Here is a 16009-nt window from a genome sequence, read left to right on the forward strand (position 1 = left end):
AAGAAACCGACAAGGGGGACGCTTTGTGTCCCCCTTTTGCCGTTCATGGGATTGCACCACCGCAGGGGCTGCACTAGTTCACGGTTAAATTTGGCAAACTGGCCCGGCTGCATTAGATTGAGGGTCCACAGTTGCCACGGCAACAGCAGGTCGGGGATCACCAGCTATGAACGTCCATACCTCCGAAATTGATCGGGTGATGCAGGCGGATGAGGCGCGCGATGCGTTGGCGCGGCTGCGGGCCTGGGCTGAAACTGCCTCGGATGCTGAGCTGAAAGAGGTGGATGCAGGGCTGCTGGCGCTGCTGCGCGGCGGGCAATATCCTGAGCTAAGCCGCGAATACCCTGAGGATTTCACCGTTGATGCGGCCTATAAGGCCAGCCTGCCGGATCTGCAAAACGGGCCCTCCAGCCTGATCCGCGGCGCGAAGCGTGCGATCCAGCATGTTGGGATCTCCAACTTCCGTCTGCCGATCCGTTTCCACACCCGCGATGGGGCGGACATCACGTTGGAAACCTCGGTCACCGGCACCGTCAGTCTTGAGGCTGAGAAAAAGGGCATCAACATGTCCCGCATCATGCGGTCCTTCTATCGCCATGCGGAAAAGACCTTCAGCTTCGAAGTGGTTGAGGCCGCGTTGGAGGATTATAAGGCCGATCTGGAAAGCTTTGATGCGCGGATCCAGATGCGGTTTTCCTATCCGGTGAAGGTGCCGTCACTGCGGTCGGGCCTTGCGGGGTACCAGTATTACGACATCGCGCTGGAACTGATCGAAACGGCCGGTGTGCGCAAGAAGATCATGCATCTGGACTATGTCTATTCTTCCACCTGTCCCTGTTCACTGGAATTGAGCGAACATGCCCGCCAGACACGTGGTCAGCTGGCCACGCCGCATTCGCAGCGTTCAGTGGCGCGGATCTCTGTCGAACTGGTGGGTAAGGCCTGCCTGTGGTTTGAGGATCTGATCGAATTGGCACGTCAGGCGGTTCCGACGGAAACCCAGGTGATGGTCAAACGCGAAGATGAACAGGCCTTTGCCGAGTTGAACGCCGCAAACCCCATCTTTGTTGAAGATGCAGCGCGGCTGTTTTCACAAAGCCTGGAGGCTGATGCGCGGGTTGGGGATTTCCGCGTGGTGGCCAGCCATCAGGAAAGCCTGCACAGCCATGATGCGGTGTCTATTCTGACCGAAGGGGCCACCTTCGCCGCCGAAAGCTATGACCCCAAGATGTTTGCCACCTTGCATCATCCAGGCTGAGCCTCTGCCTGAATTCGGGGCAATTGCCTAAATGCCGCCTGTTGAGGCGGCATTTTTCGTTATTGCACAGCTCTCGGCAGGTCATCTTTCCGTAACGCAGTCCCCTTATGGCTAAGCTGGTGAGATCAGCAAAGAAGAGGGAAGTGCGATGATGATCATGATGACCCCTTTCAAGGCCGCCAGTACGATTTGCCATTTGACGGCACTGGGGCTGGCAACGCAGATGCAAATGGTGCGTGTGGTGACAGGCATGATGCAGGGGACGCCCGCGCCGGTACCAGCCGCTGCAACAAAACGTGCCGTCAGTGCTGCCAAACCCGCGAAACAACGGGTGAAACAGGCTAAAAAACGTCCACGTAAACCGGCCGCGCCGCCGCAGATGCCACTGGCTGATGACCCTATCGATACGGTGGATGGTCCCAACAATATGCCTGTGTGACAGCGGCTTAGCGGTAAGTTGAAGCAGGTGCCGCCGGTTGATCGCTGCGTTGCAGCAGGCGCAGGGCTGATATTCCGAACCGGCAGTGGTATGGTCAATCACTCTGCCCTATTTTCAAGGTCAAGGGGGGGACCAACGTAACAGAAGGTTCCAAGATCATGGCATTGAACGCTGTAAATCACATTGAAAACGCTGGTCTGGTTGCCCGTATGGGTCAACTGTGGTCCGGTCTGGTCCAGGGCATGATTGCCTATGGTGAAAGCCGTTCGCGTTTTAACGAAATCCAGGCACTGGAACGCATGAGCGACCGCGAACTGGCCGATATCGGTCTGAAGCGCGACCAGATTGTCCGCCACGTTTTCCGCGATCAGTTCTACCTGTAATCAGACACCCTGCGCATGGCAGGGCAGATGCACAGGCGATAGGCCGCACCAAGGGGCTCCGCAGCATGCACAGCATGCCGGGGCCTTTTTGCTGTCTGACGCCGATGCCTTACCTGTTGCGCGGCGGTAGCGTGTAGGGGGCCAGATGATGGGCTTGGCCGCGCGCTGTCTTGACTCGACCCGGTTCAGGGTCCATCGCTTCCTCATGTTGGATCTTCGACCCGTCGGATATGTGATTGGCCTCTTGGTGGCCGTGCTGGGGCTGACCATGCTGGCACCGATGCTGGTGGATCTGGCCACGGGTGAGGAGCATTGGCGCGTCTTTGCCCAAAGCGCCCTGCTGACCATCTTTATCGGCGGCATGATCTCTCTGGCGTGTCAGAACGGCAACCAGGAAGGGCTGAACATCCAGCAGACCTTTATCCTGACAACAGGCGTTTGGCTGGCCCTACCGATCTTTGCTGCGCTGCCTTTCTATTTTGGGGAAACCCAAGCCACGCCGGTGGATGCGTTTTTCGAAGCCATGTCCGGGCTGACCACCACCGGTGCAACGGTTTTTGCCGGGCTCGACACCATGGCCAAGGGGCTGTTGCTGTGGCGGGGCATCCTGCAGTGGCTGGGCGGCATTGGGATCATTGTTGTGGCGATGGTGTTCCTGCCGGAGCTGCGCGTTGGTGGGATGCAGATCTTCCGCTCGGAAGGATTTGACACTATGGGCAAGATCCTGCCCCGCGCGACCGAGATTGCCAGCCAGATTTCAGTGATCTACGTGGCGCTGACGGTGCTCTGCGCCTTGAGTTATCTGCTGCTGGGGATGAGCGCCTTTGACGCCACAGTGCATGCGCTGACCACAATTTCGACCGGCGGGTTTTCTACTTATGACGCGTCATTTGGGGCCTTCTCAGGGCCGCTGGAATATGTGGCGGCGGTGTTCATGGTGCTGTCGGCGCTGCCTTTTGTGCGGTACGTGCAGATGCTGAACGGCCACCACGGTGCGCTGCTGATGGACCGACAGGTCTATGGTTTCCTGCTGACCTTGGTACTGCTGATCGCTTTTGCCACCACTGTTCTCATCACCCTACAGGGACATGAGGCCGGGTCTTCGCTGCGGCAGGTGGTGTTTAACGTGACCTCCATCATGACCGGCACCGGCTATGCGTCGGTCGATTACATGGGTTGGGGCAACCTGCTGATTGCCATGTTCTTCTTCATCGGTCTAATCGGCGGCTGCGCGGGCTCAACAGCCTGTTCGGTGAAAGTGTTCCGCTACCAGATCCTCTTTGCCTCGATCAAATCGCAGCTGCTGAAAACCCAAAGCCCCAACGCCATGGTGCCGCCCCGCTATGAGGGACGCAAAATCGATGATGATATTCTGAACTCAGTCATGTCGTTCTTTGTATTTTTCTTCGTCACCATGGGGGTGCTGGCCGTGGCGCTTGGGATGACGGGGCTGGATTTCATGACCTCAATCTCAGGCGCGGCTTCGGCGCTGGCCAACATCGGTCCGGGGCTGGGGGATGAGATTGGCCCCGCCGGTAACTTCGCCGGCCTTAACGACGCAGCGAAATGGCTGTTGTCCGTGGCAATGCTGATCGGGCGGCTGGAACTGTTGGCGGTCTACGCGATGCTGACCGTGACCTTCTGGCGGGCGTAAGACGGGGGCTTTTCTAGCCTGTTGATCACAAAGAAAAACCGGCGCAAATTGCGCCGGTTTCTTTTTATCTCACTGTGGGGCGTCTTAGTCCCAGCAGTTGACCAGTACCGTCAGGCCGCTGGCCTTGGTGGTCAGGTCCTCAGGCGCCATGGTGGAAAGGACATCGGTCGCCGTCGCCGCAACGCCGAGCGTGCTGAGGAAACCCTCAATCGCGGTGGCATCCACTGCAAAGCTGACGTCCTGCGGCAGCTGTTTGCCATCGGCATTGCGCGGCAGCAGCATGCCCATGACCGCGCCGCCCGCATCAAAAACCGGGCCGCCGGTGTCACCGGGCAGGCTGGCCAGCGCCAGGCGGGTCAGCTCTTCCTCACCGCTGAGGCCGGTCAGATCCGCCAAAGTGCCGAAGGTCAGGGTCGGCGCGCCCAGAACACCACCGTAGGAGTAGCCGGAAACGGCCACGTCAGACTGCAGACGCGGCACTGCGCGCTGTAGTTCTGCCACCTGCGCCGGTGCCAGCGATTGTGCTGGTTTCAGCGCAGCCAGACCCAATGCGGCGTCGGTGCCGATCACCTCAGCCTGAACGCCGTCTTCCAGCGTGATGCGGCTGCAGCTGCCCACAGCGTCAATACTGGTCAGCACGGTGCCTGCGCCATCCACATAGAACCCGGAGCGCGCCAAACGCGGTTTGCGGATCTGCAGACCTGAGAGCAGGTCGATGCGCTGTTCTTCATTGCTGCCGGCGGCAGGGCTCATCACGCCATCAAGACGGGCAAAGCTTTCCTGCATCTGACCCAACAGTCGGCTGCGGCGCTCTTCGTCACCGGCGGGCCAGATCAGGGTAAAGCCTTTGATCTCACCATCTTTCAGCGCCACTTGAGTGTGCGACACGATCTGGCTGTTGCTGCCGGTCAGCAGGAAGCTGTCTTTGCGACGCTCACGTTTGCCCTCCAGCGGTACAATTTCCAGCGTCTGCATGATGTCATAAAGACCAAACAGCGTTTTCTGATCGCCGGGCTGCGAAATCAGCAAGGCGCGCGCCTGCGGCACAGCGCCCGAGGCGTCGAAATGGGCATAGGGCGCTTCGTATTTGTTGAAGGCAACCACACCCAGCGGCAGGTTCATTTCGATGCCCGCGGTGGCGTCGCGCACCAGCTGGATGTCCAGCCCTTCCAGAACGGCATTATACTGACGCAGTAGTTCGGCCCGCTGGCCGGTGGTCAGAATGCCAGTTTCTTCGTGCCCGTAGGCCTGCTGCCAGGCTGCCATGGACCCGCGGGTGCCACGGCCAAAGGCGCCGTCGATCGCCGAGTTGTAAAAGCCGGCCCACTGCAGCATGCGCTGCAGCTCCATCTTTTCCTCTTTCGACAGCAGCGACTCGGAGCGGCGGGCCTCAGCCTTGGTTTCATCCGGCAGCTGCGGTTCTGCCGGAACGGCAACCGCTTCGGGCTGTGCAGCTGCAGTGTCGGTTGCGCCAGAGGTCACCGAAGGGGTGACCGCGGCCACGGTGCTGCCGCCAACGGGCCAGAATTGTTGGCCATAGGCGCGGGAGAAGGCGATGTAGCTGTCGCGTGGGATTTTGCCCTCACTGCGCAGCACGTTCAGCACCTGTTCGGCATCTGTACGGCTGTACGGGCCCAGGGCCACGGCGTACCAGCCACCCTGCATGGCAAAACCGTTGATATCCTCAAGCGCGGCAGAATAGTCGCGGATCCGGTCTTGGGCTGCTGCCAGATTGGGCTGGGCTTCGATCTGAACCCAAACCTGCCCCTCCTGGGCTGAGGCGATGCGGGTCAGCATCAGCAGCGCGATAAAGAAAGAAACAAATGTTCGCATCATAGTCAGAAATATCCTTACCTGTCGCGTCGTCACGATTGCGCGCTGTTTTATCAGGTTCCGTGCGGCTTGCACTTAAATAATGCGTCAGGCTGCAATTGACCCCGCGCTGTTGCCCTCGTAGGTAAGGCGAGCAAATTCACATGGGCCCCAGTGAGGGGTGCTTTTGGCCGGATAAGGCAGGGATCATGGCAGAGACGATCAGCAAACCGCGCAGTTTTCAGGAGATCATTCTGAGGCTTCAGGCCTATTGGGCCTCAAAGGGCTGCGCTGTGATGCAACCCTATGACATGGAAGTGGGGGCAGGCACGTTCCACCCGGCCACCACATTGCGCTCGCTGGGCTCCCGCCCTTGGGCTGCCGCCTATGTGCAGCCTTCGCGTCGCCCGACCGATGGCCGCTATGGGGAAAACCCGAACCGTCTGCAGCACTACTATCAGTATCAGGTGCTGATCAAACCCTCGCCGCCGGATCTGCAGGAACTGTACCTCGGCTCGCTGGCTGCGATTGGCATCGACATGGATATGCATGACATCCGCTTTGTCGAAGACGACTGGGAAAGCCCAACACTGGGCGCCTGGGGCCTGGGCTGGGAGGTTTGGTGCGACGGGATGGAAGTCAGCCAGTTCACCTATTTCCAGCAGGTGGGCGGTCATGATTGCGCGCCTGTATCGGGTGAGCTGACCTACGGGCTGGAACGTCTGGCGATGTATATCCTGGGCGTGGATCACGTGATGGACATGCCGTTCAACGATCCCGACGGCACCATTGCGCTGTCCTACGGCGATGTCTTCAAACAGACCGAGGAAGAATATGCCCGCTGGAACTTTGACGTTGCCAACACCGATGTGCTGCTGAAACAGTTCGAAGAGGCGGAGGCCGAATGCGAATCCATTCTGGCCAAAGAGCACATCGACCCCAAAAACGGCAAACGCATCATCATGGCGCATCCCGCCTATGACCAGTGCATCAAGGCCAGCCACCTGTTCAATCTCCTGGACGCGCGCGGCGTGATCTCGGTCACCGAACGTCAGGCCTATATCGGCCGCGTCCGTGCGCTGGCCAAACAATGTGCCGACGCCTTCGTGCTGACCGAGGCTGGGGGACACGACGCTGCCAAAGCAGAGGCGGGCGCATAAATGTCCGGAAAACTCTTTGGGGGGGCATTGTTGGTTTTGTCGATCGTAGCTGGCATTGCGATGTATTACCTGCAGGTCTACGCCTATTACGATGAGGTGCAGGCCAATGGCACCGATGATGTGGTGATGACCGTGCTGGCCTCCGGTCAGGCGGAGCCGATCCTCTATGAGGATTATCAGGCCATCGATTCTGACAGCTCCCCGATCCGCTACCGCGCCTGTTTCACCACCACGATGAGCCAGGCGATGATGACGGAAACCTATGAAATCTTTGACCGCCCCGAACCGCTGGTCGCGCCCAGCTGGTTCGACTGCTTTGACGCCAAAGAAGTTGGCGCAGCACTGGAAAGCGGCAAAGCCCTGGCCTTCATGGGGCAGGAAAACTACCAATATGGCATTGACCGTATCGTCGCCGTGATGGACGACGGACGCGGCTATGTCTGGCACCAGATCAACCACTGCGGTGAGGTTGTCTTTGACGGCAAACCCACCCCTGCTGATTGCCCCACACCTCCGGAAGGCGACTGATATGCCCGATTTGCTGATTGAACTCTTTTCCGAAGAAATTCCGGCCCGTATGCAAGGCAAAGCGGCGGAAGATCTGAAAAAACTGGTCACCAACGCCATGGTTGACGCCGGCCTGACCTATGCGGGCGCCGCTGCCTTTTCGACGCCGCGCCGCCTGACGCTGGCGCTGGAGGGGGTGCTGGCCGAAAGCCCCACGGTGCGTGAAGAGCGCAAGGGCCCCAAAGTGGGTGCGCCGGAAAAAGCCATCGAAGGCTTCCTGCGCGGCGCTGGTCTGACCATGGATCAGTTGGAAGAGCGTGACACCCCGAAAGGTGCCGTGTACTTCGCGACGATCGAAAAGCCCGGCCGTCCGGCCGCCGCGATCATTGCCGAGGCGCTGGAAGGGGCGATCCGCAACTTCCCCTGGCCAAAATCCATGCGCTGGGGCGCGGGGTCTTTGCGTTGGGTGCGCCCGCTGCATTCGATCCTGTGCATCCTGACCAATGAGGCTGGTGAGGCCGAGGTTGTGGATCTGGACATTGACGGCATCACTTCCGGCAACACCACCGAAGGCCACCGTTTCATGGGCGAGGGGCGCTTTGCCGTGACCTCGTTTGAAGATTATTCCCTCAAGCTGAAGCGCAACCATGTTGTGTTGGATCCAGCTGAGCGGGCTGATGCGATCTGGCAAGACGCCACCAATCAGGCGTTTGCTTCCGGTCTGGAAGTGGTTGAGGACAAGGGCTTGTTGAAAGAGGTTGCCGGTCTGGTCGAATGGCCGGTGGTACTGATGGGCGCGATTGATGAGGAGTTCCTGGAGCTGCCGCCGGAGGTGCTGCAGACCTCGATGAAGGAGCACCAGAAGTTTTTCAGCGTGAAGAACCCTAAAACGGGCCGCATTGAGAAGTTCATCACCGTCGCCAACCGCGAAACCAAAGATCAGGGTGCCACCATTCTGGCGGGCAACCAGAAGGTTCTCTCAGCCCGTTTGGCTGATGCTAAATTCTTTTGGACCAATGACCTGCGGGTTGCGAAATCCGGCATGGAGGCCTGGACCGATCAGCTGTCCAACGTGACCTTCCACAACAAACTGGGCACCCAGGCGGCGCGGATTGATCGCATCGCCGCACTGTCGCGTGAGATTGCGCCGGTGCTGGGCGTGGACGCGGATCTGGCGGAACAGGCGGCGAAAGTGGCCAAGGCCGATCTGAGCTCGGAAATGGTTTACGAATTCCCGGAATTGCAGGGTCTGATGGGCCGCTACTATGCCGCGGCCGCTGGCCTGCCGGCGGAGGTTGCTGCGACCTGTGAGGAACACTATTCGCCGCTGGGTCCGTCTGATGATGTGCCCACCGCGCCTGTTTCCGCCACCGTGGCGCTGGCCGATAAGATCGACACGCTGACCGGGTTCTGGGCGATTGATGAAAAGCCCACCGGCTCCAAAGATCCCTTCGCCCTGCGCCGGGCCGCATTGGGTGTGATCCGTCTGGTGCTGGAAAACGGTGTGCGCGGCGGCTTGGTTGACGTCTTTGCCAAGGGGTATGAGGGGGCGGATAGCGCCGACCTCCTGTCCTTCTTCCATGACCGCCTGAAGGTTTATCTGAAGGACGAAGGCCTGCGTCATGACGTGATCGATGCCTGCCTGTCGATGCCCGGCAATGATGACCTGACGCTGCTGGTCAAACGCGCCCGCGCCCTTGGGGCGTTCCTGAAAACCGATGACGGTGAGAACCTGCTGCAGGGCTACAAACGCGCCAACAACATCCTGACCCAGGCTGAGGAGAAGGATGGGGTGGAATATTCCTTCGGTGCGGATGTGAAGTTCGCCGAAAGCGATGAGGAAAAGGCGCTGTTTGCCGCGCTGGATCAGGCTGAGGCCGCGATCACCCCTGCGATGCAGTCCGAAGATTTCGAGGCGGCGATGGGTGCAATGGCTGCGTTGCGGGCGCCGATTGATGCCTTCTTTGAAGGGGTGCAGGTCAACAGCGATAATGACGTTGTGCGCCGTAACCGCCTGAACCTCTTGAGCCGTATCCGTCAGATCTGTGGCGGTGTGGCGGATCTGACCCGCGTCGAAGGCTAAACGCTGCGACTTCAGAAGGATGACCAAAGGCCGGGGCAACCCGGCCTTTTGCTTTTGTGACAGGTATTTTCTTCACCGGGTCACGAAGTGAGCCGGTTCGTGCCCGACCCCGCCCCCAAGGGCGGGCACGATTTGCGCGGTTTTGCATTGCACTTTCGTTGGCGAGTTTGGCAACACTATCGGCCCCAAAAATCCGCCCTCGGGATCGGGCACGACCTTACAGTTGCGAGAAACAAAGGGTCATACGCTGCTCTTGTTCATTGCCGCTGCTGCGGCAAATTTCCCCCGCGTTCCAATGTGATCACGCCCTTGCCTTGTGTCATATCCCCGTTATGCTGCAGTGACGCAGAAAGGATGCGGCAGTGCAGCACGACCCTGAAAATACCGAGATCCCCGAGGTCCCCGAGATTACAGTCATCACGCCGACCGCCAAATTGGCGACCGACACCCATGGTGGGCGGGCGAAATGCCTGCAGCGTCTGGTGCGGTTGGACCTGCCGGTGCCGCAGACGGTGGCCCTGTCGTTTGATGAGGTGCATGCCATCGCGGCCGGGGAAATGCCGGATCTGCAGGCGATGCTGGCACCATTTGGTGAGGATGCGCTGCTCTGCGTGCGCCCCTCGTCCGAGGACCCGGATTGGGGCGGACCGGGCGCGGTTTTGAATATCGGTATCAACGATGCGCGCTATGTCGACCTGTGTGAACAGCTGGGCCGTGAGGCCGCGACCTCGATCTATCTGCGCTTTGTGCAGGCCTACGCGATCCATGTCGCACGGCTTGATCCGGATATGTTTGACCACATCCTGCCCGACGGACCCGATGCGCTGAGTGAAGCGCTGCGTGCCTATGAGGATGAGACCGAAGAAGCCTTTCCCCAGGACCCGGCGGTGCAGCTTTCAGAAGTGCTGCGCTCAATGGCGCGGGCTTGGGAAGGGACCACGGCCAGGCTGTTGCGACAGGCCAAAGGGGCACCAGCGGATGCGGGTCTGGGCCTGGTGGTTCAGGAAATGGCGCATGGTCTGGGCTTGGGCGAATGTGGCTCCGGCGTGATCCAGCTGGTCAATTCCAAAACCGGGGCACCGCAGATCACAGGGCGTTACCTCAGCCAAAGTCAGGGGCGCGATGCGCTGCTAGATCGCTCGGCCTCAATGTATCTGGAAACAGACGATCGTGGTCCATCGCTGCAGGCGCAATCGCCGGAGCTGTTTGAACAACTGTTGGAACATACCCGGCTGATGCGTCGCCGCCTGCGCGAAGAAATGCAGGCCGAATTTACGGTCGAAAACGGCAGGGTGCACATCCTCGATGGGGTGCGTGTGGCGCGCACCGCCCGCGCGGCCGTGCGGATTGCGGTCAGCCTGGCCGAAGATGGGATCATCCCGCGCGAAGAGGCGCTGACCCGGATTGATCCGCGCTCAATGAATGAGCTGCTGCACCGTCAGGTCGCACCTGATGCGGACCGTGACACGCTGGCGACCGGGATCGCGGCGAGCCCCGGCGCGGCAACGGGCCGGATCGTGTTTTCCGCTGATGAGGCGCAGGCCAGCGCGGCACGAGGTGAGGCCTGCGTGCTGGTGCGCCGGGAAACCAGCCCCGAAGACATTCGCGGCATGCACGCCGCCGCCGCCGTTCTGACCGAACGGGGCGGGATGACCAGCCATGCGGCGGTGATTGCACGTGGCATCGGTCTGCCCTGCGTGGTGGGCGCCTCTGACATCAAGTTTCATATCCGCGAAAAGCGTCTGGTTGCCCCCGATGGGCGTGAGCTGCAGGCGGGCGATATGGTCACAATTGACGGCAGCAACGGTGAGGTCCTCTGGGGGGAGCCGCTGATGCTGGAGGCGGCGCAGGATGATGCCTTCCGTCAGCTGATGACCTGGGCGGATGCAGTGCGTGACATCGGGGTGCGCGCCAATGCGGACACGCCGGCGGATGCCCAAACCGCCAAGAATTTTGACGCAGAAGGCATCGGCCTTTGCCGGACCGAACATATGTTCTTTGAAGCGGATCGCCTGACGGTGATGCGGGAAATGATCTTTGCCGATACCTCGCCTGATCGGGCGGCGGCGCTGGAACGTCTGCTGCCAATGCAGCGGGCGGATTTTATCGAACTGTTCCGTATCATGCAGGGGCTGCCGGTCTGCATTCGCCTGTTTGACCCGCCGCTGCATGAGTTTCTGCCCTCTGACCGCGCCGGCCATCGTGAGTTGGCCGAGGCGCTGGATCTGCCCCTGTCAGATGTGACCCGCCGGGTTGAGGCACTGAGCGAATATAACCCGATGCTGGGTATGCGCGGCGTGCGTCTGGGCATCACCGTGCCTGAGATTTACGACATGCAGGCGCGCGCGATCTTTGAGGCGACGATCGAGGCCAGCGAAGAGGGCGATCCGGTGGTGCCGGAGATCATGATCCCGCTGGTCTCTGCCAAACGCGAGGTTGAGCTGGTCAAAACCCGTGTTGATGCCGTTGCTGCCGCAGTGCGCAATGAAAAGGGGCGGGATTTTGACTACCGTCTGGGCGTGATGGTGGAAACACCACGCGCCGCGCTGAAGGCGGGGGAAATTGCACCGCATACCGCGTTCCTGTCCTTTGGCACCAACGACCTGACCCAGATGACCTATGGTCTGTCACGCGATGATGCGGGGCGGTTTATGTCCGCCTATGTGCAGCAGGGGGTCTTCCCCGAGGATCCGTTCCACGATCTTGACACCGAAGGGGTAGGGGAGCTGTTGGAGATCGGCGCCAAACGCGGTCGGGATGCGCGGCCTGATCTGGTGCTGTCGATCTGTGGGGAACACGGTGGCAGCCCCGAATCAATCGCCTTCTCACGGGCGGCTGGGTTCAACTATGTGTCCTGTTCGCCGTTTCGGGTTCCCGTCGCACGGCTGGCCGCGGCTCAATTTGCGGTCCTTGAGAAGGTTGGGGCGCGAAAGATCTAACTCTCTGTGATCTTTGCGAATTTTAAATAAATTTGTGCCTTGATCAGAATCGATCAGATTCCTAGCATGCGCCGCTTTGACGCTCCCGGGTGGACCCGGGCAGCGATTTTGGGTATTCCGCCGCAGATTGACCCAGAGGATCGGGAGGCTCTGCGTCCCGGTGAACCAGGAGATCAAGATGAAACGCATGTTTAACGCCCCGGCCCGTTGGGCGGCGCCGGTACTTGCATTGATGCTTGCCGCTGTGACCCCGCCGGCCGGCCCCGCTGTGGCCGAAGCACAGGTCGAAGAGGTGCTGAAACAGGAACGTCGCGGCCTGATCGGTGTCAAAGGCGGCCTGCTGGACCGTCTGTTCAACCCGAAAAAGGCCCCCGCCAAGATCGACTATTCGCGCAGCTTTGTTGACGGTCTGCCCAAGGCCAAAGGTGACGAAGAATGGGCCTGTCTGGCCGAAGCGCTGTACTTTGAGGCACGCGGTGAAAGCGTGAAGGGCCAGTTCGCTGTGGCCGAGGTGATTTTGAACCGTGTGGATTCCGTGCGCTTCCCCGATACGGTCTGCGGTGTCATCAATCAGGGCACTGGCCGCAAATACCAGTGCCAGTTCACCTATACCTGTGACGGGCACAAAGAGGTCGTGCGCGAACCGGAAGCCTTTGATCGGGTCGCCAAAGTGGCGCAGCTGATGATCAACGGTGCGCCGCGCGCCCTTACCGACAATGCCACCTATTATCACACCAAGGCTGTGCGCCCCAGCTGGTCGCGTAAGTTTGCCCGCACCACCACCATCGGCGTGCATCACTTCTACCGGCACCCGACTGAGGTCTCGATGAAGTGAGGCTCTTGCTGCCTGCACACAATTGAGCTAGCTGGAAAAGGGGGCTTCGGCCTCCTTTTGCTTGCTTAATTGACGTCAGAGGCAGCCCATGACCACCCCCACAACGCCTTCGCCTGAGCGCGACGCTGAGATTGCACTGGCCTTTGATCATCCTGAGGCCCGTGCTGCTGCGACGGCCGATCAGCCACTGGACCGTATTTCCCTGCGCGATCACATCGTAGAGGTTGAGATCGGCGCCTTTCAGGTGGAACGGGAGCTGACCCAGCGGCTGTCCTTCAACGTTGTGGTCGAGGTGGCCCCGGTTGCGGCGCCGCTGGAGGATGATGTGGACCGCATCCTGTCCTATGACAAAGTGACCGAGGCAATTGCGACGGAACTGGCAACGGAGCGGTTGAACCTCTTGGAAACGCTGGCCGATAACATCGCTGCGCGCATTCTGGCAGAGCCGCAGGCGCGGCGGGTTTTCCTGAGGATTGAGAAGCTGGATCGCGGTCCGTTTAAGCTGGGCGTCGAAATTGTGCGCAGCCGGTCCGATCAGGCCGGTGCGGCGTCCAAAGAAACTTTGCGGCCGCGGTTGGTTTTCCTCAGCCGTGCCGCGCAGGCCTCGGATAGGCTACCCGCCTGGCTGGATGATTTGCAGGGCGATGTGCCAGTAATCCTCTGCCTGGCGGAGCCTGAGGCCGAGGCCGCGGCGGTTTCCGAACCACGGGCGCAGTTGAACATCGATCTGCTGCGGCAGGATCAGGCGGCTTGGGCGCTGATGGCGCGCGATGCACGTCTGAATGTGGCCAACACCCGGACCGAACTCGACTGGGCCATGAAACAGGGGCACGTCAGCGTCTGGGCCCCGGCCAAGATGGTGTTGGACGCAACCGAGGCGCCGGTTGACCTTAGCGGCATTGGCCTGTTGCAATGGTTCGCGGCGGAGGTTTCCGCTGTTGATGTGGTGCTGATTGATGCGCCGATCCTGCCGGGCCTAGACGCGCCGCAACGCCAGATCAGCCTGTGACGGAGGCGCCGCAAATGAAAGCTTACTATCGCCCCATTGTGCAAACCGACCCTTCGCGGCCTGACCATGCCCTGACGCTGGCCGGCGGCTGGGCGTGGTTTTCTGAGGTTGAGGTGCTCAGCCGCCATGAGGCGCCGCAGCGCATCTCGGCGCTGGATCTGCCCGCTGCCATGCGCGATCGGCTGACCGCGCCGCGTGCTGACATCACCCGGCTGGACCTCAGCCAGCCGCAGATCATGGGGATCCTCAACGTAACACCGGACAGTTTCAGCGACGGTGGCGAATTTCAGGGCATCCAAAAGGCGCTGCGACATGCCCGTGACATGCGCGACAACGGTGCTGATATCATCGATATTGGCGGTGAATCCACCCGACCCGGGGCCGAGGAGGTTGAGCGCGCGCGTGAGGTTGACCGCACGGCGCCAGTGATCAAGGCGATCCGCGAAGAAATGCGTGTGCCGATTTCAATCGACACCCGGAAACAAGCCGTGGCGGAGGCTGCCATCGCCGCCGGTGCCGATTTGGTCAATGATGTCTCTGGCTTCACCTTTGATGAGGCCTTGCTGCCCTATGTGGGACAGCACGCGTTGCCTGTCTGTGTGATGCACTCCCTGGGTGATCCAACCACCATGCAGGATGATCCCAACTATGAGGCTGTTTTGCTGGACATCTATGATTTCCTTGAGCAGCAGGTGGAGGCGTTGGTTGCGGCAGGTGTGGCGCGCGATCAGATCATGGTCGACCCCGGGATCGGCTTTGGCAAAACCATCGCGCATAATTTGGCGCTGCTGAAACGCGTATCGCTGTTTCACAGCCTTGGCTGCCCGATCCTTATCGGTGTGTCCCGGAAGAAGTTCATCGGCACCCTGGGTAATGCCCCTGAACCACGTGACCGCGCTGCGGGCTCCGTCGCCCTTGCGCTGGCAGCTGTGGCGCAGGGGGTGCAGGTCCTGCGCGTGCATGATGTGTTTGAAACCCGGTCCGCCCTGAACCTCTGGCAGGCGGTCAGCGGCTGAACAGCCGCTTGAGCGCGCCAAGCTGTGAAATCAGCACTCCACCCAAGATAAGGGCAAGCGCGCTCAGCAAGCCCGGCGGCAGCGGTTCACCCAGAACCCATGCCCCCAGAAAGACGGAACAGACCGGCACGATGTAGTTGGTCAGCGACATGAAGGTGGAACCCGCAGAGCGGATCACCAGCACCCGCAACAGGTTGGCAGCCGCCGTGGGCACCAGACCCAGCAGGGCAAGGTAGCCCATGGTTTCGGCGGAGGGCATCTGCGGCACGCCTTCGATCACCAGCGCGGCAGGCAGGATGATCAGCGCCCCGATGATCATCAGATTGGCCGACAGGCCCAGCGGATCGATGGCCGGCAGGCGGCGGGTGATGATCGAGTTCACCCCGTAGCACATCGCGGCCGAAACACAGGCGACACGGCCCCAGATCTCACCCTCTAGGCCGGAACTTTCAAAGGCCTGCGCCCCGATAAGCATCGCGACGCCAGCAAATCCGGTGACAAAGCCAACCGACCGGCGCAGGGACATCTGTTCCCCGACCAAAAACACATGCGCCAGTGGCAGAACCATCAGCGGGATCGCCGCCATCGACACCCCTGCAAAGCCGGAGGTTACAAATTGCAGCCCCCAACTGAGCAGCAGAAACGGAATAGCCGCGCTGAGGGCCCCTGACAGGATCAGCCAGTGCCAGGGCCGTTCCTCCCCCAGCCACAGTTTGCCGCCGCGCAGCTGCCAGATCGTGCCCAATAGAAGCGCGGCAAAGCCAAGCCGGGCGAACGTCAGCCAGAATGGTGTGATGCCACGCAGCGCCAGCTCAATCACCATGAATGTGGCGCCCCAGACAAAGCCAAGGGTGATGACCATCGCCCAAGAGGCGCGGGTGATGACGGGCTGCATGGGGTGATCTTCCTAATGT

The 16009-nt window shown here is 60.6% G+C and carries 13 protein-coding genes; 11 read left to right on the forward strand and 2 right to left on the reverse strand.

Translation table 11 applies throughout. From position 1 onward, the window contains the following. Positions 1-166 precede the first annotated feature (166 nt). The 4 genes from folE2 to ACORLH_RS06390 all read left to right on the forward strand — a co-directional run bounded on the left by folE2 (position 167) and on the right by ACORLH_RS06390 (position 3734). On the forward strand, positions 167-1258 hold the full coding sequence (folE2, locus tag ACORLH_RS06375) for a GTP cyclohydrolase FolE2 (protein WP_321831790.1): 1092 nt from the start codon (positions 167-169) through the stop codon (positions 1256-1258). Positions 1259-1406: 148 nt separating this feature from the next. Then, on the forward strand, positions 1407-1697 hold the full coding sequence (locus ACORLH_RS06380) for a hypothetical protein (protein WP_321831792.1): 291 nt from the start codon (positions 1407-1409) through the stop codon (positions 1695-1697). Between the two features lie 158 nt (positions 1698-1855). Then, a complete protein-coding gene (locus tag ACORLH_RS06385; protein WP_058244597.1) occupies positions 1856-2080 on the forward strand; it encodes a DUF1127 domain-containing protein in 225 nt (74 codons plus the stop codon). Between the two features lie 205 nt (positions 2081-2285). After that, positions 2286-3734 (forward strand): TrkH family potassium uptake protein, encoded by a 1449-nt coding sequence (locus ACORLH_RS06390; protein WP_321831793.1) that lies wholly within the window; start codon positions 2286-2288, stop codon positions 3732-3734. An 84-nt stretch (positions 3735-3818) separates the two neighbouring features. Here ACORLH_RS06390 and ACORLH_RS06395 read toward each other — a convergent pair whose 3' ends face one another. Continuing rightward, positions 3819-5570 (reverse strand): trypsin-like peptidase domain-containing protein, encoded by a 1752-nt coding sequence (locus ACORLH_RS06395; RefSeq protein WP_321831794.1) that lies wholly within the window; start codon positions 5568-5570, stop codon positions 3819-3821. Between the two features lie 185 nt (positions 5571-5755). Between ACORLH_RS06395 and ACORLH_RS06400 the strand changes: the two genes are divergently transcribed. From ACORLH_RS06400 to folP, 7 genes are all read left to right on the forward strand, one after another. Beyond that, on the forward strand, positions 5756-6706 hold the full coding sequence (locus tag ACORLH_RS06400) for a glycine--tRNA ligase subunit alpha (protein ID WP_321831795.1): 951 nt from the start codon (positions 5756-5758) through the stop codon (positions 6704-6706). Continuing rightward, the gene (locus ACORLH_RS06405) at positions 6707-7234 is read left to right on the forward strand and encodes a DUF6446 family protein (protein WP_321831796.1); all 528 of its coding nucleotides are present in this window, start codon (positions 6707-6709) and stop codon (positions 7232-7234) included. A gap of 1 nt (position 7235) precedes the next feature. Then, entirely contained in the window at positions 7236-9296 is a 2061-nt protein-coding gene (gene glyS / locus ACORLH_RS06410; protein ID WP_321831797.1) for a glycine--tRNA ligase subunit beta, read from the forward strand. A 389-nt stretch (positions 9297-9685) separates the two neighbouring features. Then, positions 9686-12235 (forward strand): putative PEP-binding protein, encoded by a 2550-nt coding sequence (locus ACORLH_RS06415; protein WP_321832785.1) that lies wholly within the window; start codon positions 9686-9688, stop codon positions 12233-12235. Positions 12236-12413: 178 nt separating this feature from the next. Next, positions 12414-13070: a cell wall hydrolase gene (locus tag ACORLH_RS06420; protein WP_321831799.1), complete on the forward strand. Its 657-nt coding sequence runs from the start codon at positions 12414-12416 to the stop codon at positions 13068-13070. Between the two features lie 88 nt (positions 13071-13158). Then, positions 13159-14079 carry a dihydroneopterin aldolase gene (locus ACORLH_RS06425; RefSeq protein WP_321831800.1) on the forward strand — a complete coding sequence of 307 codons (921 nt, stop codon included), beginning with the start codon at positions 13159-13161 and terminating at the stop codon, positions 14077-14079. Positions 14080-14093: 14 nt separating this feature from the next. Beyond that, positions 14094-15095, forward strand: coding sequence for a dihydropteroate synthase (folP, locus tag ACORLH_RS06430; protein ID WP_321831801.1), 1002 nt, complete (start codon positions 14094-14096; stop codon positions 15093-15095). Here folP and ACORLH_RS06435 read toward each other — a convergent pair. Then, positions 15085-15990 (reverse strand): DMT family transporter, encoded by a 906-nt coding sequence (locus tag ACORLH_RS06435; RefSeq protein ID WP_321831802.1) that lies wholly within the window; start codon positions 15988-15990, stop codon positions 15085-15087. The genes folP and ACORLH_RS06435 overlap by 11 nt on opposite strands. Between the last annotated feature and the right edge of the window lie 19 nt (positions 15991-16009).

The sequence above is a fragment of the Thalassovita sp. genome (assembly GCF_963691685.1).
GTDB lineage: Bacteria > Pseudomonadota > Alphaproteobacteria > Rhodobacterales > Rhodobacteraceae > Thalassobius.

Excerpts from the sequence above, each read along its gene's own strand:
- ACORLH_RS06405 (WP_321831796.1), top strand. The coding sequence starts at position 6,707 with ATGTCCGGAAAACTCTTTGGGGGGGCATTGTTGGTTTTGTCGATCGTA.
- ACORLH_RS06425 (WP_321831800.1), top strand. The coding sequence starts at position 13,159 with ATGACCACCCCCACAACGCCTTCGCCTGAGCGCGACGCTGAGATTGCA.
- ACORLH_RS06380 (WP_321831792.1), top strand. The coding sequence starts at position 1,407 with ATGATGATCATGATGACCCCTTTCAAGGCCGCCAGTACGATTTGCCAT.
- folP (WP_321831801.1), top strand. The coding sequence starts at position 14,094 with ATGAAAGCTTACTATCGCCCCATTGTGCAAACCGACCCTTCGCGGCCT.
- ACORLH_RS06400 (WP_321831795.1), top strand. The coding sequence starts at position 5,756 with ATGGCAGAGACGATCAGCAAACCGCGCAGTTTTCAGGAGATCATTCTG.
- ACORLH_RS06420 (WP_321831799.1), top strand. The coding sequence starts at position 12,414 with ATGAAACGCATGTTTAACGCCCCGGCCCGTTGGGCGGCGCCGGTACTT.
- ACORLH_RS06395 (WP_321831794.1), bottom strand. The coding sequence starts at position 5,570 with ATGATGCGAACATTTGTTTCTTTCTTTATCGCGCTGCTGATGCTGACC.
- glyS (WP_321831797.1), top strand. The coding sequence starts at position 7,236 with ATGCCCGATTTGCTGATTGAACTCTTTTCCGAAGAAATTCCGGCCCGT.
- ACORLH_RS06435 (WP_321831802.1), bottom strand. The coding sequence starts at position 15,990 with ATGCAGCCCGTCATCACCCGCGCCTCTTGGGCGATGGTCATCACCCTT.
- folE2 (WP_321831790.1), top strand. The coding sequence starts at position 167 with ATGAACGTCCATACCTCCGAAATTGATCGGGTGATGCAGGCGGATGAG.
- ACORLH_RS06385 (WP_058244597.1), top strand. The coding sequence starts at position 1,856 with ATGGCATTGAACGCTGTAAATCACATTGAAAACGCTGGTCTGGTTGCC.
- ACORLH_RS06390 (WP_321831793.1), top strand. The coding sequence starts at position 2,286 with ATGTTGGATCTTCGACCCGTCGGATATGTGATTGGCCTCTTGGTGGCC.